This window comes from Actinoplanes sp. NPDC051388 (genome assembly GCF_055586225.1).
In genome coordinates, this window is the sequence record NZ_JBVJIP010000020.1 from 55,697 (window position 1) to 79,932 (window position 24,236).

23 protein-coding genes, 1 pseudogene and 1 riboswitch are annotated in these 24,236 nt (G+C 71.6%); of the genes and pseudogenes, 23 read left to right on the forward strand and 1 reads right to left on the reverse strand.

Annotated features, from left to right (window positions below):
- Positions 1–68 precede the first annotated feature (68 nt).
- The 16 genes and pseudogenes from ACZ6TI_RS38330 (at position 69) to ACZ6TI_RS38405 (ending at position 17,145) form a co-directional block, all read left to right on the forward strand.
- Positions 69–1,097 carry a quinone-dependent dihydroorotate dehydrogenase gene (locus ACZ6TI_RS38330; RefSeq protein WP_465350153.1) on the forward strand — a complete coding sequence of 343 codons (1,029 nt, stop codon included), beginning with the start codon at positions 69–71 and terminating at the stop codon, positions 1,095–1,097.
- Positions 1,098–1,507: 410 nt separating this feature from the next.
- Entirely contained in the window at positions 1,508–2,746 is a 1,239-nt protein-coding gene (locus tag ACZ6TI_RS38335; RefSeq protein WP_465350273.1) for an adenosylmethionine--8-amino-7-oxononanoate transaminase, read from the forward strand.
- Between the two features lie 18 nt (positions 2,747–2,764).
- Positions 2,765–3,601, forward strand: coding sequence for an orotidine-5'-phosphate decarboxylase (gene pyrF / locus ACZ6TI_RS38340; RefSeq protein ID WP_465350154.1), 837 nt, complete (start codon positions 2,765–2,767; stop codon positions 3,599–3,601).
- 185 nt (positions 3,602–3,786) lie between these two features.
- Complete coding sequence (mihF, locus tag ACZ6TI_RS38345; RefSeq protein ID WP_285684834.1) at positions 3,787–4,104, forward strand: integration host factor, actinobacterial type; 318 nt, start codon at positions 3,787–3,789, stop codon at positions 4,102–4,104.
- A gap of 32 nt (positions 4,105–4,136) precedes the next feature.
- A complete protein-coding gene (gmk, locus tag ACZ6TI_RS38350) occupies positions 4,137–4,736 on the forward strand; it encodes a guanylate kinase (RefSeq protein ID WP_465350155.1) in 600 nt (199 codons plus the stop codon).
- A 13-nt stretch (positions 4,737–4,749) separates the two neighbouring features.
- Positions 4,750–5,013, forward strand: coding sequence for a DNA-directed RNA polymerase subunit omega (rpoZ, locus tag ACZ6TI_RS38355; protein ID WP_015623990.1), 264 nt, complete (start codon positions 4,750–4,752; stop codon positions 5,011–5,013).
- A gap of 70 nt (positions 5,014–5,083) precedes the next feature.
- On the forward strand, positions 5,084–6,286 hold the full coding sequence (gene coaBC / locus ACZ6TI_RS38360; RefSeq protein ID WP_465350156.1) for a bifunctional phosphopantothenoylcysteine decarboxylase/phosphopantothenate--cysteine ligase CoaBC: 1,203 nt from the start codon (positions 5,084–5,086) through the stop codon (positions 6,284–6,286).
- A 65-nt stretch (positions 6,287–6,351) separates the two neighbouring features.
- Complete coding sequence (metK, locus tag ACZ6TI_RS38365; RefSeq protein ID WP_465350157.1) at positions 6,352–7,542, forward strand: methionine adenosyltransferase; 1,191 nt, start codon at positions 6,352–6,354, stop codon at positions 7,540–7,542.
- Between the two features lie 328 nt (positions 7,543–7,870).
- A pseudogene (locus ACZ6TI_RS38370) lies at positions 7,871–8,272 on the forward strand (primosomal protein N' family DNA-binding protein); the annotation flags it as partial.
- Between the two features lie 504 nt (positions 8,273–8,776).
- Positions 8,777–10,678 (forward strand): primosome assembly protein PriA, encoded by a 1,902-nt coding sequence (locus ACZ6TI_RS38375; protein WP_465350274.1) that lies wholly within the window; start codon positions 8,777–8,779, stop codon positions 10,676–10,678.
- A gap of 32 nt (positions 10,679–10,710) precedes the next feature.
- Complete coding sequence (locus ACZ6TI_RS38380; RefSeq protein ID WP_465350158.1) at positions 10,711–12,201, forward strand: cytochrome P450; 1,491 nt, start codon at positions 10,711–10,713, stop codon at positions 12,199–12,201.
- 142 nt (positions 12,202–12,343) lie between these two features.
- Positions 12,344–12,901, forward strand: a complete 558-nt coding sequence (gene def, locus ACZ6TI_RS38385) for a peptide deformylase (RefSeq protein ID WP_465350159.1) — start codon at positions 12,344–12,346, stop codon at positions 12,899–12,901.
- A 2-nt stretch (positions 12,902–12,903) separates the two neighbouring features.
- Positions 12,904–13,830 carry a methionyl-tRNA formyltransferase gene (gene fmt, locus ACZ6TI_RS38390; protein WP_465350160.1) on the forward strand — a complete coding sequence of 309 codons (927 nt, stop codon included), beginning with the start codon at positions 12,904–12,906 and terminating at the stop codon, positions 13,828–13,830.
- Complete coding sequence (locus ACZ6TI_RS38395; protein WP_465350161.1) at positions 13,827–15,314, forward strand: RsmB/NOP family class I SAM-dependent RNA methyltransferase; 1,488 nt, start codon at positions 13,827–13,829, stop codon at positions 15,312–15,314. Before fmt ends, ACZ6TI_RS38395 begins: the two co-directional genes overlap by 4 nt.
- Positions 15,315–15,358: 44 nt before the next feature.
- Positions 15,359–15,997, forward strand: coding sequence for a sulfotransferase family protein (locus ACZ6TI_RS38400; protein ID WP_465350162.1), 639 nt, complete (start codon positions 15,359–15,361; stop codon positions 15,995–15,997).
- Positions 15,998–16,086: 89 nt separating this feature from the next.
- Positions 16,087–17,145 carry a hypothetical protein gene (locus ACZ6TI_RS38405; RefSeq protein WP_465350163.1) on the forward strand — a complete coding sequence of 353 codons (1,059 nt, stop codon included), beginning with the start codon at positions 16,087–16,089 and terminating at the stop codon, positions 17,143–17,145.
- 3 nt (positions 17,146–17,148) lie between these two features.
- Here the strand turns inward: ACZ6TI_RS38405 and ACZ6TI_RS38410 are convergent, their stop codons facing one another.
- Complete coding sequence (locus ACZ6TI_RS38410; protein ID WP_465350164.1) at positions 17,149–18,015, reverse strand: septum formation family protein; 867 nt, start codon at positions 18,013–18,015, stop codon at positions 17,149–17,151.
- A 102-nt stretch (positions 18,016–18,117) separates the two neighbouring features.
- Between ACZ6TI_RS38410 and rpe the strand changes: the two genes are divergently transcribed.
- The 7 genes from rpe (at position 18,118) to ribH (ending at position 24,234) form a co-directional block, all read left to right on the forward strand.
- A complete protein-coding gene (gene rpe, locus ACZ6TI_RS38415; RefSeq protein ID WP_465350165.1) occupies positions 18,118–18,807 on the forward strand; it encodes a ribulose-phosphate 3-epimerase in 690 nt (229 codons plus the stop codon).
- Positions 18,804–19,814, forward strand: a complete 1,011-nt coding sequence (locus tag ACZ6TI_RS38420; protein ID WP_465350166.1) for a GGDEF domain-containing response regulator — start codon at positions 18,804–18,806, stop codon at positions 19,812–19,814. Before rpe ends, ACZ6TI_RS38420 begins: the two co-directional genes overlap by 4 nt.
- Before the next feature lie 61 nt (positions 19,815–19,875).
- A riboswitch (FMN riboswitch) is annotated at positions 19,876–20,048 on the forward strand.
- A gap of 135 nt (positions 20,049–20,183) precedes the next feature.
- Positions 20,184–21,344, forward strand: coding sequence for a bifunctional diaminohydroxyphosphoribosylaminopyrimidine deaminase/5-amino-6-(5-phosphoribosylamino)uracil reductase RibD (gene ribD / locus ACZ6TI_RS38425; protein WP_465350167.1), 1,161 nt, complete (start codon positions 20,184–20,186; stop codon positions 21,342–21,344).
- Entirely contained in the window at positions 21,344–21,961 is a 618-nt protein-coding gene (locus tag ACZ6TI_RS38430) for a riboflavin synthase (protein ID WP_465350168.1), read from the forward strand. The genes ribD and ACZ6TI_RS38430 overlap by 1 nt, the downstream gene beginning before the upstream one ends.
- On the forward strand, positions 21,951–23,156 hold the full coding sequence (locus ACZ6TI_RS38435) for a bifunctional 3,4-dihydroxy-2-butanone-4-phosphate synthase/GTP cyclohydrolase II (protein WP_465350169.1): 1,206 nt from the start codon (positions 21,951–21,953) through the stop codon (positions 23,154–23,156). Before ACZ6TI_RS38430 ends, ACZ6TI_RS38435 begins: the two co-directional genes overlap by 11 nt.
- A gap of 204 nt (positions 23,157–23,360) precedes the next feature.
- The gene (locus ACZ6TI_RS38440) at positions 23,361–23,741 is read left to right on the forward strand and encodes a MerR family transcriptional regulator (protein WP_465350170.1); all 381 of its coding nucleotides are present in this window, start codon (positions 23,361–23,363) and stop codon (positions 23,739–23,741) included.
- A 19-nt stretch (positions 23,742–23,760) separates the two neighbouring features.
- A complete protein-coding gene (ribH, locus tag ACZ6TI_RS38445; RefSeq protein ID WP_465350171.1) occupies positions 23,761–24,234 on the forward strand; it encodes a 6,7-dimethyl-8-ribityllumazine synthase in 474 nt (157 codons plus the stop codon).
- Positions 24,235–24,236: the final 2 nt, after the last annotated feature.

Below are 24,236 nucleotides of genomic sequence, written 5' to 3' on the forward strand. Positions count from 1 at the left end.
GGGTCGGGGGTTCGTGCTGCTTTCCCGGCTCGCGAGTTCTCTCGCGACTGGGTAGTCGGGGTTTTGTCGTGAGTGCGTTCGAGCGGGCTCTGCGGCCGGTGCTGTTCCGGGTCGGCGGGGGCGATGCCGAGGCGGCGCATGAGTTCACGTTGCGGCGGTTGGCCGCGCTCGGGTCGCAGCCGCTGGCGTTGATGCGCCGGCGATATGCGGTGAGCAAGCCGGTCGAGGTCTTCGGGGTGCGCTTTCCCAACCCGGTCGGCCTGGCCGCCGGGATGGACAAGAACGGTGTGGCGTTGCGGGCGTGGCCGTCGCTCGGGTTCGGCTTCGCCGAGGTCGGCACGGTGACCGCGCACGCGCAGCCGGGGAACGATCGGCCGCGGCTGTTCCGGCTGCGGGAGAGCGAAGCGATCATCAACCGGATGGGCTTCAACAACGAGGGCGCGGCGGCGCTGGCCGCACGGCTCGAGGCGGCCGGCGACCTCGGCTATCCGCTCGGGGTATCGCTGGGCAAGTCCAAGATCACCCCGCTGGAAGAGGCGGTCGAGGACTATCTGACCTCCTACAACCTCCTGCAGGGCCATGCCGACTACATCGCCGTCAACGTCTCCTCGCCGAACACGCCGGGCCTGCGCACCCTGCAGGACAAGACCGCGCTCGGCTCGCTGCTGGGTGCGCTGGTCGGCAAGACACCGGTACTGGTCAAGATCGCTCCCGACCTGACCGAACCGGCCATCGCGGAGCTGCTCGAGGTCTGCGTCACCTACGGCGCGGCCGGCGTGATCGCGACGAACACCACGCTGGCGCGCGATGGCCTGGCCGCGGCCGACCAGCCGCGAGCATCCGAGGCCGGCGGCCTGTCCGGGCGCCCGCTCACCGACCGGGCGCGCAAGGTGGTGCACTTCGTGCACGAGGAGACCGGGGGAGCGCTACCGATCATCGGCGTAGGCGGCATCCTGGACGCGGACGACGCGGCCCGCCTGTTCGACGCGGGAGCGTCCCTGGTCCAGCTCTACACCGGCTTCGTCTACCGGGGACCGGCCCTGGTGCGAGAGATCGCCCGCGCACACAGCCCGGCCCCGGCGCAGGAACGCCGATGACCACCCGCCCGACCCCGGCCCCCGGCCCGGTGCCGGGCAGCGAAGCAATCCCGTCATCCCCAACCGCCACCAACGGCACAGCATCCACCCCGGCCTCAGGCCCGACCTCAGCCCCAGGTCCGGCGTCGCCGCCTGGCCCGGCGTCGGCTCCTGGCGCGGCTTCGGTTCCTGGCGCGGCTTCGGTTCCTGGCCCGACCTCAGCCTCAGGTCCGGCGTCGCCTCCTGGCCCGACTTCGGACTCTGGCCGGACTTCGACCTCTGGTCCGACCGCGTCCTTCGGACCGACAGGGGCCTCCGGCCCGGCTGCACCATCTGGTCCGGCCTTGATTCGTGTGCCGGGCTCGGACCCGGCCGCCGGGCAAGCTCGCGGGACGGCCCTCGGGGCCGGCCCGATCCACGATGTCGGGCGGCTGTTGGATCTTGATCGGGCTCATGTCTGGCATCCCTACGGGCCGATGCCGGGGCGCACCGAGCCCTATGTCGTGGAGAGCGCCGAAGGGGTGCGCCTTCGGCTGGCCGATGGCCGGGAGCTGGTCGACGGGATGTCGTCCTGGTGGGCGGCCATCCACGGCTACCGGCATCCGGTGCTCGATGCCGCCCTCGCCGATCAGGCGTCTCGGATGAGTCATGTGATGTTCGGAGGGCTCACCCACGCGCCGGCCGTGGAGCTTGCCGCTCGGCTGGTCGACATCACGCCGGACGGGCTCGAGCACGTCTTTCTCTGTGACTCCGGGTCGGTCGGGGTCGAGGTCGCCATCAAGATGGCGCTGCAGGCGCGGCCCGGGCGGCGGCGGCTCGCCACCTGGCGCGGCGGCTATCACGGCGATACCTTCCATCCGATGAGCGTCTGCGACCCGGTCGGCGGCATGCATTCGCTGTGGACGGGGGTGCTTCCCGTGCAGGTCTTCGCCGGGGCGCCGCCGGCCGACTTTGACGAGGCATATGCCGCGGAGCTGGTCGAAACCATCGAGCGGCATGCCGATGAGCTGGCCGCGGTGATTGTCGAACCGGTCGTTCAGGGGGCCGGCGGGATGCGGTTTCATCATCCGGCATACCTGCGGGTGCTGCGGGACGTCACCCGTGAGCGGGACATTCTGCTGATTTTCGACGAGATCGCGACGGGCTTCGGGCGTACCGGATCGATGTTTGCCTCTGACCTGGCGGGGGTGGCACCGGACATCTTGTGTCTCGGGAAGGCCCTCACCGGCGGCTATCTGTCGCTTGCCGCGACGCTCTGCACCCCGGCGGTGGCCCACGCGATCTCCGCCGGGCCGGGCGGCGGGCTGGCGCACGGCCCGACATTCATGGGCAACCCGCTCGCCTGCGCGGTCGCCAACGCGTCTCTAAGCCTGCTTATCGGTGGCGAATGGGCATCCGCGACACAGCGCATCGAAACGGCACTCCGACGCGGCCTGGAGCCTCTCAGAGGCGCGGCCGGGGTCGCTGACGTCCGGGTCCTCGGCGCGATCGGCGTGGTCCAGCTCGATCACGACGTCGACGTGCCCGGGGCGACCGCCGCGGCGGTGGACGCGGGCGTGTGGCTGCGTCCGTTCCGCGACCTGATCTACACCATGCCGCCCTTCGTCACGGACGACGCCGACGTCGCCCGCATTACCAGGGGCATCGCCGCGGCAGTGTCCGCGACCTGACAGCAAGAGGGAGAAACGATGGCAACGGAGACCTTCGGCGCGCGTCTGCGGGGGGTCGTCGCGGAGCGCGGGCCGCTCTGTGTCGGCATCGATCCGCACAGTTCCCTGCTGGCTTCCTGGGGCCTGCCGGACACCGTCGCCGGCCTGGAGCGCTTTGCTTTCACGGTGGTCGAAGCACTGTCTGATCAGGTCGCCGTGTTCAAGCCGCAGTCCGCGTTTTTCGAGAGATTTGGGTCACGTGGCATCGGCGTTCTTGAGTCAATTATCCGACAGTCACGAGAAGCCGGAGTGATCAACCTCCTCGACGTGAAGCGCGGCGACATCGGTTCGACGATGGCCGCGTACGCAAGCGCTTACCTCGATCCATCGAGCCCGATGAGTGTCGACGCGATTACTCTCAGTCCCTATCTCGGAGTCGGCTCGTTGCGCCCCGCGTTCGACGCCGCGGCCGCGCACGGCGCCGGCGTCTTCGTCCTGGCGCTGACGTCCAACCCGGAGGGACCGGTCGTCCAGCATGCCGTCACAGCGGACGGCCGCACCGTCGCGCAGACCGTGATCGACGAGATTTCCCAGCTCAACGCGGGTGCGGATCCTCTAGGGAGCTTCGGCCTGGTGGTCGGCGCGACCATTGGCGACACCGGTCACGACATGTCCAAGCTGAACGGTCCGCTGCTCGCGCCGGGCCTCGGGGCGCAGGGTGGGACCCCTGATCAGCTCCGGACGATCTTCGGCGAAAGTCTGCAAAACGTGCTGCCCTCGTACTCACGCGAGGTCCTCTCCGCAGGCCCGGACATCACCGCGTTGCGGGCCGCCGCGCAGCGTGCGGCCGATGCCTGTCGCGCCGCGCTCGGGTGAAACGGCCTGCTTACCAGGCCGGGGCCAAGGTGATCGAGGGGTACCCCCACGTTGCCGAAACGGCCATTGACCGCTAGTTTTCCGACTCGCCAGGAACCACATGCCCCTTTGGTTCCCTGGCACACCACGTTTCACAGATGCGCCGGTATTGACTGCCAGCGCGATAGGGACACTGAGGAGAACTGGTGCCGCTCCCGTCACTGACCCCCGAGCAGCGTGCCGCAGCGCTGGAGAAGGCTGCGGAGATTCGCAAGGCCCGGGCCGAGCTGAAGGATCAGCTCAAGTCTGGCAAGACCACCCTCGCCGCCGTTCTGGACCGGGCCGAAGGCGATGACGTCGTCGGCAAGCTGAAGGTCTCGGCCGTGCTGCAGGCGCTGCCGGGCATCGGCAAGATCCGAGCCACGCAGATCATGGAGAAGCTCAAGATCGCGGACAGCCGTCGTCTGCGCGGTCTGGGCGAGCAGCAGCGTAAGGCCCTCCTGGGGGAGTTCGCTGCGAACTGACTCGTCGGCTCGTGTAGGAATGAGCCGTGAGCATGGATGACGACGCGCGCCCGGCAGCACGCCTCACCGTCCTGTCCGGCCCCTCCGGGGTCGGCAAGGACAGCGTGATCGAGCTGATCCGGGCGCGCTCGCCATGGATCAAGCTGTCGGTGTCGGTCACGACGCGAAAGAAACGTGACTACGAAACCGACGGAGAGCATTACCACTTCGTCAGCCGGGCCGAGTTCCAGCGTTTGATCGACGGGGGACAACTGCTCGAGTGGGCGGAATTCGCGGGGAATCTGTACGGCACGCCCCGCGCGCAGGTTGAGGGCTGGCTCGCACAGGGCCGGCCCGTTCTTTTGAAGATCGATTTGCAGGGCGCCCGTCAGGTGCGCGCCACCATGGCCGATGCGCAGCTCGTCTTCCTGGCCCCGCCCAGCGTCGAGGAACTCAAGCGCCGCCTGGTCGGCCGGGGCACCGACGACGAGGAGACCATCCGCCGCCGCCTCGCGCACGCCGACGAGGAATTGGCGGCGGAAAAGGAATTCGATCGGACAGTTGTCAACGACTTCGTCGAACGCGCCGCAGACGAGCTGGTAGGCTTACTCGGTTCGTCTTACCTGACCCCAGCACAGGCGCCGGAACATTAAGGATCTTTGACTCGTGGGAACCATCGCAAACCCCGAAGGAATCACCAACCCGCCGATCGACGAGCTCCTCGACAAGACCTCGTCGAAGTACTCGCTGGTGATCTTCGCGGCCAAGCGCGCCCGTCAGGTCAACGCTTACTACAGCCAGCTCGGTGAGGGCCTGCTGGAGTATGTCGGGCCCCTGGTCGAGACCACCCCGCAGGAAAAGCCGCTGTCGATCGCGATGCGCGAGATCAACGCCGGGCTGCTGACCGCCGAGGCGACCGACAACCCCTGATCTTCGCAAGTAATCTGGTCCCGCGTCCCGCATTGTGGACGCGGGGCCGTTTGTTATGGGGGCGTTAGTTGTGACCGAGGTGATACTGGGCGTTTCCGGTGGCATCGCCGCGTACAAAGCCTGTGAGCTGCTGCGGCTGTTCACCGAGTCGGGCCACGGCGTGCGCGTCGTGCCCACCGCGGCGGCCCTGCACTTCATCGGCGCGCCCACCTGGGCCGCGCTCTCCGGCCGGCCGGTCACCACCGAGGTCTGGGACGACGCCCACGAGGTGCCGCACGTGCGGCTCGGCCGGCACGCCGACCTGGTCGTGGTCGCGCCCGCCACCGCCGACCTGATCGCCAAGGCGGCCCACGGCATCGCCGACGACCTGCTGACGAACACCCTGCTCACGGCCACCTGCCCGATCGTCTGGGCGCCCGCCATGCACACCGAGATGTGGGAGAACGACGCCACCCGCACCAACGTGGCCACCCTGCGCGCCCGCGGCCACCTGGTGATCGAGCCCGCGGTCGGCCGGCTGACCGGCGCGGACACCGGCAAGGGCCGGCTGCCCGATCCGGCCGAGATCTTCGAGATCGCCCGTCGCGCCCTCGCCGGGCGCGGGCCCGACCTGGCCGGACGGCACGTGGTGGTCACCGCGGGCGGCACGCGCGAGCCCCTCGACCCGGTGCGCTTTCTGGGAAACCGATCTTCCGGCAAGCAGGGGTACGCGCTGGCGCGCACCGCCGTGGCCAGAGGGGCGCGCGTCACACTGATCGCGGCGAACGTCACACTGCCCGATCCGGCGGGCGTTGATCTTGTTCGCGTGGGCACCACGGAGGAGCTGCGCAAGGCCACGCTGGAGGCCGCCGCGGGTGCTGACGTGGTGGTGATGGCGGCGGCGCCCGCTGATTTCCGGCCCGCCACGGCAGCCGTACAGAAGATCAAAAAAACGGACGACGGGACCGTGCCGACCCTGGAACTGGTCGTCAACCCGGACATCGCCGCCGAGCTGGGTGCGGGCAAGCGCGCAGGTCAGGTGCTGGTGGCGTTCGCCGCGGAGACGCATGACGCGATCCACAACGCGAAGGGCAAGCTGACCCGGAAACGTGCGGACCTGATCGTCGTTAACGAAGTGGGTGTCGACCGGGTCTTCGGCTCGGACGCGAACACCGTCACCATCCTGGGCGCGGACGGCGCGAGCACGCAGCTCGGTGAGCTGCCGAAGGACGAGGTCGCCGACGCGGTCTGGGACGAGGTCGTGAAACGGCTGGTCGACGGCGGGACGGCATGACACCCGACGCGCGGCGGTGACTACACTTCCGCGGAACAAGTTAGTCGACGAATCTGAGGAGCACCGTGGCACGCCGCCTGTTCACCTCCGAGTCGGTCACGGAAGGCCACCCGGACAAGATCGCTGACCAGATCAGCGACGGCATTCTCGACGCACTGCTGGCGCAGGACCCGCGCAGCCGCGTCGCGGTCGAAACGCTGATCACCACCGGCCAGGTGCACGTCGCCGGCGAGGTGACCACGCAGGCGTATGCGGACATTCCCAGCATCGTGCGCGAAACCATTCTTGGCATCGGCTACGACTCGTCCAAGAAGGGCTTCGACGGCGCGAGCTGCGGCGTCAGCGTCTCGATCGGCGCGCAGTCGCCGGACATCGCGCAGGGCGTGGACAGCGCCGTCGAGCTGCGCGAGGGCAACTCGGAGCACGTGCTCGACGCCCAGGGCGCCGGTGACCAGGGCATGATGTTCGGCTTCGCCTGCTCGGAGACCCCCGAGCTGATGCCGCTGCCGATCGCGCTCGCGCACCGCCTGGCCCGGCGGCTCTCCACGACCCGCAAGGACGGCACCATCCCGTACCTGCGGCCGGACGGCAAGACCCAGGTCACCATCGAGTACGACGGACTGCGTCCCGTGCGGCTCAACACGGTCGTCGTGTCCTCGCAGCACGCCGCGGACATCTCGCTCGAGTCGCTGCTCACGCCCGACGTCCGCGAGCACGTGATCGCCCCCGAGCTGGAGGGCCTCGGCCTCGACACCGACGGCTACCGCCTGCTCGTCAACCCGACCGGACGCTTCGAGATCGGCGGCCCGATGGGCGACGCCGGCCTCACCGGCCGCAAGATCATTGTTGACACCTATGGCGGATACGCCCGGCACGGTGGCGGCGCGTTCTCCGGCAAGGACCCGTCCAAGGTGGACCGGTCGGCCGCCTATGCGATGCGGTGGGTGGCCAAGAACGTGGTCGCGGCCGGGCTCGCCGAGCGGTGCGAGACCCAGGTCGCGTACGCGATCGGCAAGGCCCACCCGGTCAGCCTGTTCGTGGAGACCTTCGGCACCGAGAACGTGCCGGTCGAGCGCATCGAGAAGGCGATCAACGACGTCTTCGACCTGCGTCCCGCGGCGATCATCCGCGACCTCGACCTGATGCGCCCGATCTACCAGCAGACGGCGGCCTACGGGCACTTCGGCCGCGAGCTGCCGGACCTGCTCTGGGAGAGCACGGACCGCGCGCAGGACCTGAAGAACGCCGCTGCCTAGTTCAGCCGACGAGAGGGGCGCTTCCGTGGAGGCGCCCCTTTTCGCTGTCCCCGATGCGGCCGGTCGTGGTTCGGCCGGTCGTGGTTCGGCCGGTTCTGGTTCGGCCGGTTCTGGTTCGGCCGGTTCTGGTTCGGCCGGTTCTGGTTCGGCCGGTTCTGGTTCGGCCGGTTCTGGTTCTGCCCGGTCCGGTTTTGTCAGCGGCGTCACATCGGGGCCGATCGTGGCCGGGCCGGAAACTGTCGTAGCCGGCGCGAAGAATAAGCGCGTGACCAAGGACGGGCGGGCTCAGCGGGCGGCGGCGGCACGGCTGCCGGTGGCGCGGGTCTGCGTGGATGTGCCGCTGGCTCATCTGGATCGTCCGTTCGATTATCTGGTGGCCGAGGCCGACGACGTGGCGGCGCAGCCCGGGGTGCGGGTCAAGGTGCGCTTCGCCGGGCAGTTGGTGGGCGGGTTCCTGCTGGAGCGGGCCGAGTCGTCACCGCACGAGGGAAAGCTGGCGTTCCTCGACAAGGTGGTGTCGGCCGAGCGGGTGCTCGATCCGGAGGTGGCGCGGCTGGCCCGGGCGATTGCCGATCGCTATGCGGGCAATCTCTGCGACGTCCTGCGCCTGGCTGTCCCGCCTCGCCACGCCCGCGTCGAGTCGCAGCGCGGGCCGGAGGCTGGGACCGTTTCGGAGCCGGCCGGCGAGCCCGGCCCACCGCCGGATGAGGGTGGCGGCGCCGAGTCGGACTTGGCGCGGAGCGGGGCCGTGGTGGGCGAGCCCGGCCCACCGCCGGATGAGGGTGGCGGCGCCGAGCCGGACTTGGCGCGGAGCGGGGCCGTGATGGGCGAGCCCGGCCTACCGCCGGATGAGGGTGGCGGCGCCGAGTCGGACTTGGCGCGGAGCGGGGCCGTGATGGGCGAGCCCGGCCCGCGGCCGGCCGCTGCCGTCTCTGGCGAGTCCGGTTCTGCGCAGCTCAGAGGCGATGGCCGTGGGATTCGTTCGGTGCCGGCTGAGGCCGTCGGCTTACGGCCGACGGTCGTGACCCGGGTGGTCGTGACCGGACCAGGCGGGGCCGAGGCAGGCATGGTCGAGGCAGGCATGGTCGAGGCAGGCATGGTCGATGCACCCCGAGCCGAAGTCGGCAATGCCCGGGCGGGCGGGGCTGGGGCAGGCAGGGCCGGGCTTGATCAAGTGCGGGACGGTTCCGGTTCCGCGCAGGGTGACACTGATCCCGCCCAGGTTGGTTCCGCACTGGCGAAGCCTGATGCCGCCCCGGGTGGGTCTGTGCCGGGTGGGTCTGTGCCGGGTGGTTCCGTGCCGGGTGGGTCTGTGCCGGGTGGGTCTGTGCCGGGTGGGTCTGTGCCGGGTGGTTCCGTCCAGGGTGGGACCGTCCAGGTCGAGCCCGTGCAAGGTGGGCCTGATCTCGCTCAGGGTGGGCCTGTGCACGGTGGGTCTGGTGCCGCGCAGGTTGGACCTGGATCGGGTGGGTCTCGGCCCGCTCAGGCTGGTTCTGCGCGGGGTGTGCCGGGCGCCGGGGTCAGCGCGGGACCGTCCGGCGACGGTCGAGCTGGGGAGTCGCCTGCTCTGATCGGGGTGGAGGAGGCCGCTACCAACCCCGAGGGGTGGGGCGCCTATGCGGCCGGGGGGTCGTTCTTGCGGGCGCTTGCCGATGGGCGGGCGGCTCGCGGGGTGTGGTCGGCGTTGCCGGGAGAGAACTGGCCGGCTCGGATCGCGGAGGCCTGTGCGGCTGTCGTGCGGGCCGGGCGCGGTGCCGTCGTGCTGGTCGCGGACGCGCGGGACCTCGAACGGGTGGATCGGGCGCTCGAAGTCACCCTTGGGCCGGGGCGGCATGTCGCGCTGAACGCCGCGGCCGGGCCGTCCGAACGCTACCGGCGCTTTCTCGCCGCCAGCCGGCATCAGGTGTCCGTGGTCGTGGGGACGCGGGCGGCGATGTTCGCGCCGGTGCCCGAGCTCGGGCTCGTGGTGATCTGGGACGACGGGGACGATCTTTATGCCGAGCAGCGGGCGCCCTATCCGCATGCCCGCGAGGTGCTGCTCACCCGGGCTCAGCTCGCCGGGTGCGCGGCGCTGCTGGGCGGGTTCGCCCGCACGGGTGAGGCTCAGCTCCTGCTCGAGACCGGGTGGGCGCGGGAGATCGTCGCCGACCGTGACGTGGTGCGGCGGCGGATGCCGCGGATCCAGCCGACCGGGGACGACCCGCAGCTGGCCCGCGACCCGGGTGCGGCCACCGCGCGGCTGCCCAGCCTCGCGTGGCAGGCGGCCCGATCAGCGCTGCAGGCCGGGGCGCCGGTGCTGGTGCAGGTGCCGCGCCGGGGTTATGTGCCGTCCACCGCTTGCGCCGACTGCCGCACGCCGGCCCGGTGCCCGCACTGCTCCGGGCCGTTGGAGCTGGCCGGCGCCCGGGACGTGCCGGCCTGCCGGTGGTGCGGGAGGGCGTCGGCGGGATATGCCTGCCCGGCGTGTGGCGGGCGGCGGTTGCGGGCCTCGGTGACCGGGGCGCGGCGCACCGCCGAGGAGCTGGGGCGGGCGTTCCCGGGTGCGACCGTGCGAACCTCCGGCCGCGACGAGGTGCTCGGTCTGGTGCCGGACGAGGCGACGGTCGTGGTGTCGACGCCGGGCGCCGAGCCGGTGGCCGAGGGTGGCTATGGCGCGGTGCTGCTGCTCGACACCTGGGCGCTGCTGACCCGGTCCGATCTGCGGGCCGGCGAGGAGGCGATGCGGCGGTGGTACAACGCCGCGGCGCTGGCGCGGCCGGACGGATCGGTGATCGTGGTGGCGGACGGTTCGCTGGTGTCGGTGCAGGCGTTGCTGCGCTGGGATGCGGGCTGGTTCGCGGCGCGGGAGCTGGGCGAGCGGCGTGAGCTGCGGTTCCCGCCGGCCGCCCGGATGGCCGACGTCACCGGGTCGGCCGCTGCGGTGGCCGAGCTGCTCGCTGCGGCGCGGCTGCCCGAGGGCACCGAACTGCTCGGACCGGTGCCGGCGCCGGACGACCAGGAACGCATGCTGTTGCGGGTCGCGCGCGGGCGCGCGGCCGAACTGGCGCACGCGTTGCACGAGGCGTCCGCGATGCGCAGCGCCCGCAAAGCCGCCCAGGCCGTCCGCATCCAGGTCGACCCCGCCACACTGTTTTAGGACTGCGCATGATCAACCAGCACAATGGATCGATGGATGTCGCGACCGCTGTCTCGTCCCTGCTCTCGCCACGGCCGGAGAACGACCCCTACGCGGCCTACGACGTGTTGCGTGCGCAGGGTCCGGTGCTGCGGGTCGGCAAACGGTTCCTGGTGACCGGATACGCGGCCGCCGACGCGATCCTGCGCGACCCGAAGTTCGTCGCGTTCGACTCGGGGCTGCTGGACGCGCAGTTCGAGGGATGGCGGAGCAACCGGGCCGTGTCGCTCTTCGCCGACTCGATGCTGCGCCAGAACCCGCCCAACCACACCCGCATGCGCCGCCTCGCCTCGGGCGTCTTCACCGCCCGCCGGGTGAGCGCCCTGCGCGAGGTGATCACAGACCAGGTCGACGAGGTCCTCGACGAGTTCACCACCGCGGCCCGGCTCAACCACGGCGGGCCCGGGGGCGCGGATGCCCGGCTTGGGTCGATAGACGGCGGGCGTCCCGAGGACGGCGGTGCCGGGCGCGGGCCGAATGGCGGACGTCCCGAGGGTCGGGGTGCCGGGCGCGGGCCGGATGGTCGGCGTCCCGAGAGTGAGGGCGGCGGGCTCGGGCCGGATGACCGGCGTTCCGGAGGCGCGGATGCCTGGTCCGGGCCGGCGGACGGCGGAGGACCCGCCGGTGGGCCGGCCGGAGACGGGCCTGGCCGGGCCGGCGGTGGGCTGGTCGACGTGATCGGTGAGCTGGCCTACCCGTTGCCGATCGCGGTGATCTGTGCGCTGCTGGGGGTGCCGGCCGAGGACCGGGGGCAGTTCCGGCGGCTGGCCGAGGCGCTGACCGCGGTGCTCGAGGTGCGCTTCGACGAGGAGCAGGCCCGGGTGGCACACGCGGCGGCGCGGGAGCTCGAGGCGTACTTCGACGCGCTGATCTCGCTCCGGCGGGCCGAGCCGCGCGACGACCTGGTGACCGCCCTGGCCGCGGCGCACGACGCGGGCGGCGACCGGCTCACCGGCGACGAGCTGATGGGCAACCTCGCACTGCTGCTGGTGGCCGGCTTCGAGACCACCACCAACCTGCTCGGCAACGGCCTGGTGCTGTTGCTCGACCACCCGGAGCAGGCCAAACGACTGGCCGCCGAACCGGAGCGGGCGGCCGCCTGCGTCGAGGAGATCCTCCGGATGGAGTCGCCGGTGCAGCTGACCGAGCGGTTCGCGTCGGTGGACACCGCCGTCGGCGGCGTGCCGGTGCCGGCCGGCTCCGAGATGATCCTGCTGCTGGGCGCGGCCAACCGGGATCCCGCACGGTTTCCGCAGCCCGGCGTGTTCGACCCGGACCGCGCGGACAACTCGCCACTGTCGTTCGGCGCGGGCGTGCACTACTGCCTGGGCGCGCCCCTGGCCCGCCTGGAAGCGCAGATCGCGCTGCCCGCGCTGCTGCGCCGCTTCCCGGAGATGCGCCTGGCCGGCCGCCCCGAGCGGCGAGCCAGGCTCACCCTGCGCGGATGGGCGGCCATCCCGGTCCACCTCACCCCAGAAGGCTAGGTCCCGGGGGACAGGCGTCGCCGGGTCGCGGCGCTGCCGGTCCGGGGTGGCTCTGGGGAGGTCCGTAGACTGGGCGCCGAACGTGATCGCCGGGTCGTTGGGTGGCCCGGAGAACTGAAGCCCCAGGCAGGAGCATGACCGCGTGACCGTCCAGCCCATCCGTCTCTTCGGCGACCCGGTGTTGCGCACCGCGGCCGATGCGGTCGTTGATTTTGACAAGGAACTGCGCTCTCTGGTCAAGGACCTGGTCGAGACGATGCAGGACGAGGGCGGCGCCGGGCTGGCCGCGCCGCAGCTCGGGGTGGGTCTGCGGGTGTTCGCCTTCGACATCGACGACGTCGTGGGGCACATCGTCAATCCCGTCCTGAGCTTCCCGGACGACGAGGAGCAGGACGGCCCGGAGGGCTGCCTCTCCATCCCGGGGATCTACGTCGACACCAAGCGCCGGCAGAACGTGGTCGCCGCCGGCTTCAACGAGCACGGCGACCCGATCCAGGTGATCGGCACCGGCCTGATGGCCCGCTGCGTGCAGCACGAGACCGACCACCTCGACGGGGTGCTGTTCCTGGACCGCCTCGACGCCGCCGCCCGCAAGGACGCGATGAAGCAGATCAGAGAAGCAGACTGGTACGACGCGGCCCGCCCGCCGATCCTCAAGGAGAGCCCGCACGGCCGGGGCATCTTCGGGCTGGGGCGCTGAGCATGCGTCTCGTCTTCGCCGGCACCCCCGCCGTCACCCTGCCCGCCCTGGACGCGCTCGCCGCGTCCGGCCACGAACTGCTCGCCGTGGTGACCCGCCCGGACGCCCCGGCCGGCCGCGGTCGCCGCCTGGTCCGCTCGCCGGCCGGCGCCTGGGCCGACGAGCGCGGCATCGAGGTGCTCACCCCGCAGCGCCTCCGCGAGCCCGAGTTTCAGGAGCGGCTGCGCGCCCTCGCCCCGGACTGCGTGCCGGTGGTGGCCTACGGCGCCCTGGTGCCGCCCAGCGCCCTGGAGATCCCGAAACACGGCTGGGTGAACCTGCACTTCTCGCTGCTGCCCGCCTGGCGCGGCGCGGCCCCGGTGCAGCACGCCGTCCTGCACGGCGACGAGGTCACCGGCGCGAGCGTCTTCGAGCTCGAGGCGGGGCTCGACACCGGGCCGGTCTACGGCACCCTGACCGAGCACATCCGGCCCGCCGACACCTCCGGCGACCTGCTGGAACGGCTCGCCACCGAGGGCGCCGGCCTGCTGGTGGCGGTGCTCGACGCGATCGAGCAGGGCACCGCGCGGGCGCACCCGCAGCCGGCCGACGGCATCAGCCTGGCGCCGAAGCTGACCGTGGACGACGCCCGGGTGCGCTGGAGCGATCCGGCGTTCGGGGTGGACCGGCGTATCCGGGCCTGCACGCCGGCACCGGGCGCGTGGACCACCCTGCGTGGCGACCGGCTCAAGCTGGGCCCGGTGCGCGCGGTGGCCAACGCCGGCCGGCTGCGGCCCGGTGAGCTGCTGGTCGAGCGCACACAGGTGCTGGCCGGCACGGCCACCACGCCGGTGGCGCTGGGCGAGGTGCGGGCCGCCGGTAAGAAACCCATGTCAGCCGCGGATTGGGCCCGCGGGCTCCGCATCGAGCCCGGGGAGTCGTTCGAGTGACGGATCACAAAGCGGACCGCCCGCACGGATCGGGACGTCCGCGCCGGCCCGCCGGCCCGGGTCAGGGCCGGGGAGACGGGCGCGATGCCCGTTCGGGGCGTGGTCCGCGCGCCGGTCGCCCGCCGTCGGATCCGGCGCGGCAGGCGGCATACGAGGCGATCGCGGCGGTGCATCGCGATGACGCGTACGCGAATCTGGTCCTGTCGGAGATCCTGCGAGAGATGCGGCTGCATGGGCGGGATGCGGCGTTCGCGACCGAACTGACCTACGGCACGTTGCGGGCGCTCGGAACCCTCGACCTGATCATCGGGTCGGCCGCCGGTCGCGAGGTGTCCCGGATCGACCCACCGGCCCGCGACGCGCTGCGGCTGGGCGCCTACCAGCTGCTCTACACCAGGGTGCCGGCGCACGCCGCGGTGAACCAGACCGTCGACCTGGTGCGCTCGGTGGCGCCGGGGGCGTCCGGCTTCGCAAACGCGGTGATGCGCGAGATCTCCGAGAACGGCGACCTGGACGCCTGGCAGACGAAGCTGGCGCCGGCCTACGAGGAAGATCCGATCGGCAACCTGTCGGTGCTGCACAACCATCCGCAGTGGATCATCCGGGCGTTCAGTGAGGCGCTCGGCGGCGACCTCGAGGACACCGCCCGGCTGCTGATCGAGGACAACCTGCCGGCCTCGGTGCACCTGTGCGCGCGGCCGGGCCGGGCCGACGCGGTGGAGCTGGCCGACGAGGTCGGTGGCACGCCGGGCGCGTTCTCGCCCTATGCGGTCTATCTGTCCGGCGGTTCGCCCGGCGAGCTGGCCGCCATCCACGACGGCCGCGCCCATGTGCAGGACGAGGGCTCGCAGCTGGTCGCGGCGGCGCTGCTGGCCGCGCCGGTGGAGGGCCGGGACACCCGCTGGCTCGACCTGTGCGCCGGGCCGGGCGGCAAGACCGGACTGATCGGTGCGATCGCCTCCGGCCGCGGCGCCGAGGTGACCGCGGTCGAGGTCGCCGAGCACCGCGCCCGGCTCGTCGAGCACGCCACCGAGGGCATGCCGGTGACCGTGCTGCCGACCGACGGGCGTGAGGTGGGCCGCGACCCCGACCTGCCGGAGGAGGGCTTCGACCGGGTGCTCGTGGACGCGCCCTGCACCGGGCTGGGCTCGCTGCGCCGCCGCCCGGAGTCGCGCTGGCGGCGCACGCCGGCCGACCTGCCGCCACTGACCAAGTTGCAGCGCGAGCTTCTGGTGGCGGCGCTGCGCGCGGTACGCGTCGGCGGCGTCGTGGCCTATGTCACATGCTCGCCGCACATGGTCGAGACTCAGGTGACCGTGACCGAGGCATCCCGTCGCAGCGGCGTCGAGGTGGACTTCGTGGACGCCCGGCCCCTGCTGCCGCCGGGGATGCCGCATCTCGGCAACGGCCCGACCGTGCAACTGTGGCCGCACCGGCACGGCACCGACGCGATGTTCCTGGCGGTGCTGCGCCGCACCACGTGAAAGTTCACCTTTTCGATCCATGAACTCTGGGTACGGTGACATTCATGGATGTCATTGGCGCAGGTTTCGGACGGACGGGCACCCTCAGCCTCAAGGCGGCCCTGGAGCAGCTGGGCTTCGGCCCCTGTGCGCACATGGTTCCCATGATCCAGGACCCGGAGCGAGCGGAGCTGTTCACGCGCGCGGCCGAGGGCGAGGCGGGCTGTCTCGACGCGGCCCTCGACGGCTACCGGTCCACGGTGGACTGGCCGGGCACCTTCTTCTGGCAGCAGTTGGTGGAGCAGCACCCGGACGCCAAGGTGGTGCTGAGCGTCCGCGACCCGCAGAAGTGGTACGAGAGCGCCCACTCCACCATCTTCCAGGCCGCCACCGCGGCGATGTCCGACCCGGACGGACCGCCGCACCTGAGGCCGTTCGTCGCGATGGTGCGCGCGACCGTGTGGGACGGCACCTTCAAGGGCCGGTTCGCCGACCGTGACTTCGCGATCGGCGTGTTCGAGGAGCACAACGAGGCGGTGCGTCGCGCGGTGCCGGCCGAGCGCCTGCTCGAGTTCGAGGTGAAGCAGGGCTGGGGCCCGCTCTGCGAGTTCCTCGGCGTGCCGGCGCCGGAGACCGACTTCCCGCGGCTGAACGACGCGCAGTCCTTCCACGACCAGGCTGCCGAGCGGCACGCGCCGCGCTGATTCGGGCGCGATCCACTTCCTTCCGCCGCGCCGGTGGAGCGAGGACAGTCCCCTGCATGCGGACGACGAGGTCCGCAGGGGAGTTTGCCATGTCCGGATCAAGGCTCAGATGGATCGTCGCCACCCTGACAACCGCCCTGCTCGTGGTGGGCGCGCCCGCGCCGGCCCGGGCCGCCGTGGGACAACTCGACACCGTGCCGCTGCCCACTCTGGGTGGCAACGGCCGGGCGCAGGACATCAACGATCGCGGGGTGGTGGTCGGATCCGCGAGCACCGCCGGCGAGCGGCACCTCATGCTCTGGCGGCCCGGCCGGCCCGCGCTCGACCTCGGCCCCGGCAACCCGGTCGCCATCAACAACCACGACGACCTGCTCGTGGACGGCCAGCTCACGCACCCCACGCGGGACGTGACCCTGATCGGCCTCAACGACCGGGGCCAGATCATCGGCAGCCTCCGGGGCAGTGACGGCGGGCCGGACACGGTGTTCCGGTGGCAGGACGGCCGCTTCACCGAGCTGGCCGGGCCGACCGGCACGACCGGCTTCGCGATCGATATCAACGAGCGCGGCGAGGTGCTCGGCATGCTGATCGACCGGGACTACTCCCGCAGCCGAGGCGTGGTCTGGAGCCGCGGCGTCCGAACCATCTTCGGTGGCGGCGTCGACTTCACCCCGCACGCGATCAACGAGCGCGGCGACGTGGTGGGGGAGGGTGTGGTCGGTGATCCGCCGGTGCTGCATCCGTTCGTCTGGCGCAACGGCCGGTTGACCGACCTGATGGCCGGCCGGCCCGGGGAGAGCGGCACGGCCACCGACCTCAATGACGCGGGGGACATCGTCGGATCCGTGGCGAACCGCCCGACGCTGTGGCGTGGCGGCCGCGCGATCGATGTCGGCCCGCCCGGATACGGCGGGGAGGCGAAGGTCGTCAACGAGCGCGGGCAGGTCGGTGGCGTCGTCGGCCGGGCCACCTCCGACGAGGACCGCGAGGTGCGCGCTTTCCGCTGGGCGGCCGGGCAGGTGTCGATCTCGGCATCCTCCGACCCCGACGGGTCGATCTCGATCGCCGGGATGGACCGGCGCGGCCGGATGGCCGGCACGGTGACCGACGGCGCGGCCGGGCACGAGGTGCCGGTGCGCTGGCGCTGACCGTCAGGCGTAGTGGATGGGCAGCTTGCCCTCGCCGACGTTGCGGTAGGAGCCGCGCATCGGCTCCTCCGCCAGCCACAAGAAGCACTGCACCGACCGGATGCCGGCCTCCCACTCACCACGGCTCGGCGCGAAGGCGAGCCAGCCGGCCCGGTACTGCAGGTTTTCGTCGTCCGGCACGCCGGTGTAGTCGGCGATGGTCGAGCGGCAGCCGGCCGCCATCCGGGGGTCGCCCTCGAGCTTGTCGAGGGCGACCTCGGGCGCCCGCCACAGGCCGGTGAACTCGGCGCGGTGGTCCTTGTCGCAGGCGACCGCGACCATGTTGCGCACCGAACCGCTCTCGACCTCGGGGTTGAAGCAGCGCAGCCGCAGCGGCGCGGCGCCGGTCAGCGCCCCGCTCAGGCTGCCGTCGCGGCTCAGCACCCGGTCGGTGCCGGGGTCGACCTCGGCCAGGTCGCAGCGGAACCAGCGGGCGCCGGCCGCCCAGCCCTGCGCGCCGGGCAGCACCGGCTGCAGCCGCATCCGTCCGCTGCGCCACTCGGCGCCGGTGAACGAGTCGGCCCGCTTCGAGCACTCGGCGGCCGCCGCCTTTCGCGCGGCCGTCGTGTCGGTGGTGGTGGCGGGCAGGTCGCCGACGAAGAACGCCTCGGCGACGTGCCGCTCGGCGCAGTCGAAGGGCGCATAGCCGGTCAGCGACGCGGCCGGCTCGAGCTTGTCGAAGCATCCGCTCGCGGCCGGCCGGAACGACGCCGCGGCCGGTGGGAGCTGCCACTCGTCGGTCAGATCGCCGTCGATCCCATAGGGCAGGCTGCCGCAGCCCGCGACCGCTCCGACCAGCGCGAGGAGGACCGCCAGCGTCAATCGGCGCACCGCGGACCTCCCAGCCTCGAGGGGAATTTGCGGGTATCAGTATCGCGGTCCGACGCACCGGACGGCAGCCCGGGTGGGCGTCGCAGGTTCTACACTTCGACCGTGGAACCGACGCCGATCACCGGGACGATTATCGCGCCGAGCATCCTGGCCGCGGACTTCGCCCACCTGGCCGACCAGGTCCGCGCCATCGAGGGCGCGGCCGACTGGGTGCACGTGGACGTGATGGACAACCATTTCGTCCCTAATCTGACGATCGGCCTGCCGGTGGTGCAGAGCCTGCGCAAGGCGACCGACATCCCGTTCGACGTGCATCTGATGATCACCGATCCGGAGCGCTGGGCGCCGGGTTACGCGGAGGCGGGCGCGCACAACGTCACGTTCCACGCGGAGGCCTGCGACAACCCGGCGGCGCTGGCCAAGACGCTGCGCGCGGCCGGATCCAAGGCCGGCCTGGCGATCGACCGGGACACCCCGGTGGAGCCCTATCTGGAGCTGCTTCCCTATGTGGACACGCTCCTGATCATGACGATCAAGGCCGGTTTCGGCGGCCAGAAGTTCCTGCCCGAGATGCTGCAGAAGGTGCGCGATGTGCGCCGCCGGATCACCGCGAAAGACCTGCAGGTGCGGCTCGAGGTGGACGGCGGCATCGCGGCCGACACGATCGAGCAGGCGGCCGAGGCGGGAGCCGACGCGTTCGTGGCGGGCACCGCGGTCTACGGCGCGGCGGACCCGGCCGAGGCGATCCGCAAGTTGCGCGCGCAGGCCGAGCGGGTCGGGGCGCGGGCATGAGCACCGGCGTGGTGCGGCAGGACGACGACATCGTCCGCGAGCCGGCCGAGCGGCCGGACATCATCATGGTGGTCGACGACGACGACGACATCGCGGGCTTCGTCGCGTTCAACCTCAAGGTGCACGGCTTCGACGTGGTCCGGGCGCGGGACGGCCAGGAAGCCCTGGACATGATGGAGAAGACCCGGCCCGACCTGGCCGTGATCGACTGGATGATGCCGACCATGGACGGCGTCGAGCTCACCCGCCGGCTGCGCGCCGAACCGCTGACCAGCGCGCTCCCGGTGATCATGCTGACCGCCAAGGCGCTGACCGTGGACAAGGTCGTGGGCCTCACCGCGGGCGTCGACGACTACCTGGTCAAGCCGTTCGACACCGCCGAGCTGATCGCCCGGGTCTCCTCCACGCTGCGCCGCAACAAGGAGTTCCGCGAGGTCTCGCCGCTGACCGGGCTGCCCGGCAACGCCCGGGTGCGGCGCGAGATCGTGGACCGGATGCGGGCCGGCGGCGACTACTCGGTGGGCTACATCGACATCGACCGTTTCAAGAGCGTCAACGACGTCTACGGGTTCGACCGCGGCGACGAGTTCATCACCGCGCTGGCCCGCAGCCTGCACCGCGCGGTGGCCACGTCGGGTCGCCCGCCGGTGTTCCTCGGCCACATCGGCGGCGACGACTTCGTCTTCGTCTGCACCCCCGACCAGGTGCTGCCGCTGACCAAGCGCGCGGTCGAGGACTTCGAAAACTCCGCCGACCAGCTGTACGACCCGGAGGACGCCGGCCGCGGTTACATCGAGGTCCCCGACCGCCGTGGCAACAAGCAGCGCGCCGCCCTGGTGACGCTCTCCATCGGGGTCGCCGAGTCGCGCACCGGCGGCCGCCGCTTCAACGACCCGCGGGTGGTGGTGGCGGTGGCCAGCGAGATGAAAAAGGTCGCCAAGAGCCAGCCGGGGTCATATGTGGCGATCGACCGGCGCAAGAGTGATCTCGACGACGACGAGATGTGACCTGGCTGACCTGGTGGGTGGCAACCGCGGGTTTTAGTGCTTAACTTCTGAGTGACCCACCACGCGCTGGCGGGACTCGGTGAAATTCCGAACCGGCGGTGATCCTCCGCGAGAGCGAAGGTAAGCCCGCGACCCGGACGTCGAGCACGATGACGGACGGTGGACCTGGTGAGACTCCAGGGCCGACGGTGATCGCTAAATGGCGGTCGACAGTCCGGATGGGAGACAGCGCGCGGGAGCAGGCTCGGCACGCCATGAATGGCAGGGTCGGGCAGGGGTTCGGCGACGCCGTACCCCATTTGTCTGCTTTCGTGTCTTGATCCCTCTTCCTCAGCGCGTGACCGTGCCGCGTTGGAAGAGGGGAAGCCGATGGTTTCCGAGGACGAGGCGATGCGCCGCGCGATCGCGCTGGCCGCCCGCGGAGCCTCCACCGCCAGTCCCAATCCCCTGGTGGGCTGCGTCCTGCTCAGCCCGACCGGCGAGATCGTCGGCGAGGGCTACCACCACCGGGCCGGCGGGCCGCACGCCGAGATCGTCGCGCTGCGCGAGGCCGGCGACCGGGCCCGCGGCGCCACCTGCCTGGTCAGCCTGGAGCCCTGCAACCACACCGGCCGCACCGGCCCCTGCGCCCAGGCGCTGATCCAGGCCGGGGTGCGCCGGGTGGTGATCGCGGTCGACGACCCGACCCGGCTGGCCCGCGGGGGCACGGCGACCATGCGCGCGGCGGGCCTCGAGGTGGTCTCCGGGGTCGAGCGCGAGGCCGCCGAGCAGGGCAACACCGCCTGGCTGACCGCGGTGCGCCGGGGCCGGCCCTATCTGACCTGGAAGTTCGCCGCGACCCTGGACGGGCGCTCGGCGGCGGCCGACGGCACCAGCAAGTGGATCACGTCGCCGGAGGCGCGGGCCGACGTGCACGTGCTGCGCGGCTCGATGGACGCGATCATCGCCGGGGTGGGCACGGTGCTCGCCGACGACCCGGAGCTGACCGTGCGCCACGCCAAGGAAAGCCGGGCCGACGAAAGCCGGGCCGACGAAAGCCGGGCCGACGAAAGCCGGGCCGACGAAAGCCGGGCCGACGAAAGCCGGGCCGACGAAAGCCGGGCTGGAGATAACCGGGCCGAGGGGAATCAACCGCTGCGGGTGATCGTGGACTCGTCCGGGCGCACCCCGGAGCAGGCCCGCGTGCGCGGCGCCGAGGCGCCCACCTGGATCGCGACGGCGGCCGAGGTCGGCCGTGGCCCGGACGGCCGCACCGACCTCAGCGCGCTGATGACCACGCTCTTCGACCGCGGTGTCCGCACCGCGCTGCTCGAGGGCGGCCCGACGCTGGCCGGGGCGTTCCTGGCGGCCGGCCTGGTCGACCGGGTGGTCGGTTATGTCGCGCCCAAGCTGCTCGGGGACGGTCGCAACGCGCTGGCCGCGGCCGGTGTCACCACCATCGGCGAGGCGATCGACCTCGACCTGACCGACGTCACGCGGATCGGGCACGATCTGCGCTTCACCGCCACCCTCCGGCAGAAGGAGTCCTGATGTTCACCGGCATCGTCGAGGAACTGGGCGAGGTCACCTATCTCGCCGACGCGGGCGGCGACTCGGCCGTCCTGGCCGTCCGAGGGCCGCTGGTCACGACGGACGCGCGGCACGGCGACTCGATCTCGGTCAACGGCGTCTGCCTGACCGTGATCGACAACGTGGACGGCGTGTTCACCGCCGACGTGATGGGCGAGACGCTGCGGCGCTCCTCGCTCGGCGTCCTCACCACCGGCAGCCCGGTCAACCTGGAACGCGCCGCCACGGTCGGCTCGCGGCTGGGCGGTCACCTGGTGCAGGGCCACGTCGACGGGGTCGCGAAGATCATCGCCCGCGAGCCCGCGGACGACTGGGAGGTGTTGCGCTTCTCGCTGCCGTCCGGCCTCGCCCGATACGTGGTGGAGAAGGGCTCGATCACGGTGGACGGCGTCTCGCTGACCGTGATGGCGGTCGACGACGACTCGTTCTCGGTGGGGCTGATCCCCACCACTCTGAAGCTGACTGTGCTGGGCGCTAAGGCCGTCGGCGACCCGGTCAACCTCGAGGTCGACGTGATCGCCAAGTACGTGGAGAAGATGCTGGGCTGGGCCAACTCAGGAGGCGAGAATGCTGGATGACATCGAACGCGCGATCAAGGACATCGCCGCCGGCCGAGCGGTGATCGTGGTGGACGACGAGGACCGCGAGAACGAGGGCGACCTGATCTTCGCGGCCGAGAAGGCCACGCCGGAGCTGGTCGCGTTCATGCGCCGCTACACCTCGGGCTACATCTGCGCCCCGATCACCGAGGCCGAGGCGGACCGGCTCGACCTGCCGCCGCAGTACCACACCAACCAGGACCGGCGGGGGACCGCGTACACGGTGACGGTGGACGCGCGGGAGAACATCGGCACCGGCATCTCGGCGGCCGACCGGGCGCACACCATCCGGCTGCTGTCCGACCCGGCCACCAAGCCGTCCGACCTGTCCCGGCCCGGCCACGTGGTGCCGCTGCGCGCCAAGGCCGGCGGGGTGCTGCGCCGACCCGGGCACACCGAGGCGGCGATCGACCTGGCCGAGCTCGCCGGGCTGCGGCCGGCCGGGGTGCTCTGCGAGATGGTCAACGACGACGGCACCATGATGCGGCTGCCCGATTTGGAGGCGTTCGCCGCCGAGCACGACGTCGCGCTGATCAGCATCGCCGAGTTGATCACCTACCGGCGGCATCACGAGCAGCAGGTCGAGCGGGTGGTCGAGACCCGGCTGCCGACCGAGCACGGCGAGTTCACCGCGGTCGGCTACCGCGCGCTGGTGGACGGCGGCGAGCACATCGCACTGGTCTTCGGTGAGCTCGGCGACGGCGAGGACGTGCTGGTCCGGGTGCACTCGGAGTGCCTGACCGGGGACGTCTTCGGCTCGGTGCGCTGCGACTGCGGCCCGCAGCTGGACGCCGCCCTCGAGCGGGTGGCGGCGGCCGGCCGCGGGGTGGTGCTCTACATGCGCGGTCACGAGGGCCGGGGGATCGGGCTGCTGCACAAGCTGCAGGCCTACCAGCTGCAGGACCGCGGGCTGGACACCGTCGACGCCAACCTCGAGCTGGGCCTGCCGGCCGACGCCCGGGACTACGGCACCGGCGCCCAGGTCCTCTATGACCTGGGCATCCGTTCGATGCGTCTGCTGACCAACAACCCGGACAAGCGGGCCGGGCTGGAAGGCTACGGCCTGACCGTGACCGGCCGCGAGGCCTTGCCGGTCCGCCTGCACCCGGAGAACGTGCGATACCTGCGGACCAAGCGGGACCGGATGGGTCACCTGTTCGAAGCGCTGGGCTGATGCAGTTGATAGAAGTCGCGCGGGTCGCCGGCCAGGGACGCCTCGACGTGGGCGCTCCACTCGTCGGCGACCACCTCGGCTCGGTTGTCGAAGAGGCGGGCGAACTCGCGGCCCAGGCCACGGTTGGCGCCGGTGATGAGTGCGGTTGTCGTCGTGCGGCTACGCTAAACCTGACGTTGACGTCAGAGGCAAGGGAAGATTCGCATGCGGATAGGTGAGCTGGCCGACAGGGCCGGCGTGAGCGTCCGGGCCCTGCGCTACTACGAGGAGCAGCAACTGCTCGGCTCCGAGCGGTCGGAGAGCGGCCAGCGGCGTTATCCGGAGGCGGCGGTCGACCGGGTCAGGCTGATCCAGCAGCTCTATGCGGCCGGGCTGGCCAGCAAGACCATCCTGTCGTTCATGCCGTGCCTGCTGACCGGTGTGAGCACGCCGGAGACGATGGCCCGGCTGGCCGAGGAGCGCGACCGCATCAACCAGCAGATCGCCGGCCTGGAAGACACCCGGGACCGGCTCGACGCGGTGATCGCGGCCGCGGAAATGTGTGGAATCCCCGACGCCGAGAGTGCGCCGGGCGCAGGATTATGACTCTGACTAGGGGGCGTTAATGGCCGGCTTCGGTGACCCGCACATGGAGACCGTCGACGCGGCCGGGCTGCGGCTCGGCATCGTCGGCTCGCGCTGGCACAGCAGCCTCGTCGACCACATGGTCGAGCGGGCGCAGGAGGCCGCCAAGGCGTGCGGCGTGGACGACGTCATCGTGACCCGGGTGGCCGGATCGGTCGAGCTGCCCGTGGTGGCGCAGGCCCTGGCCAAGCGGTGCGACGCGGTGGTCGCGCTGGGCGTGGTGATCCGCGGTGAGACGGCGCACTTCGAATATGTCTGCGACGCGGTCACCGCCGGGCTGACCCGGGTGGCGCTCGATGAACAGACCCCGGTCGCGCACGGCGTGCTGACCGTGCAGTCGCTGGGCCAGGCGAACGACCGGGCCGGCCTGGAGGACTCGATCGAGGACAAGGGCTGGCAGGCGACCGTCGCGGTGCTGGACGCGGCCCTGGCCATTCGCAACCTGCCCGCTTAAGA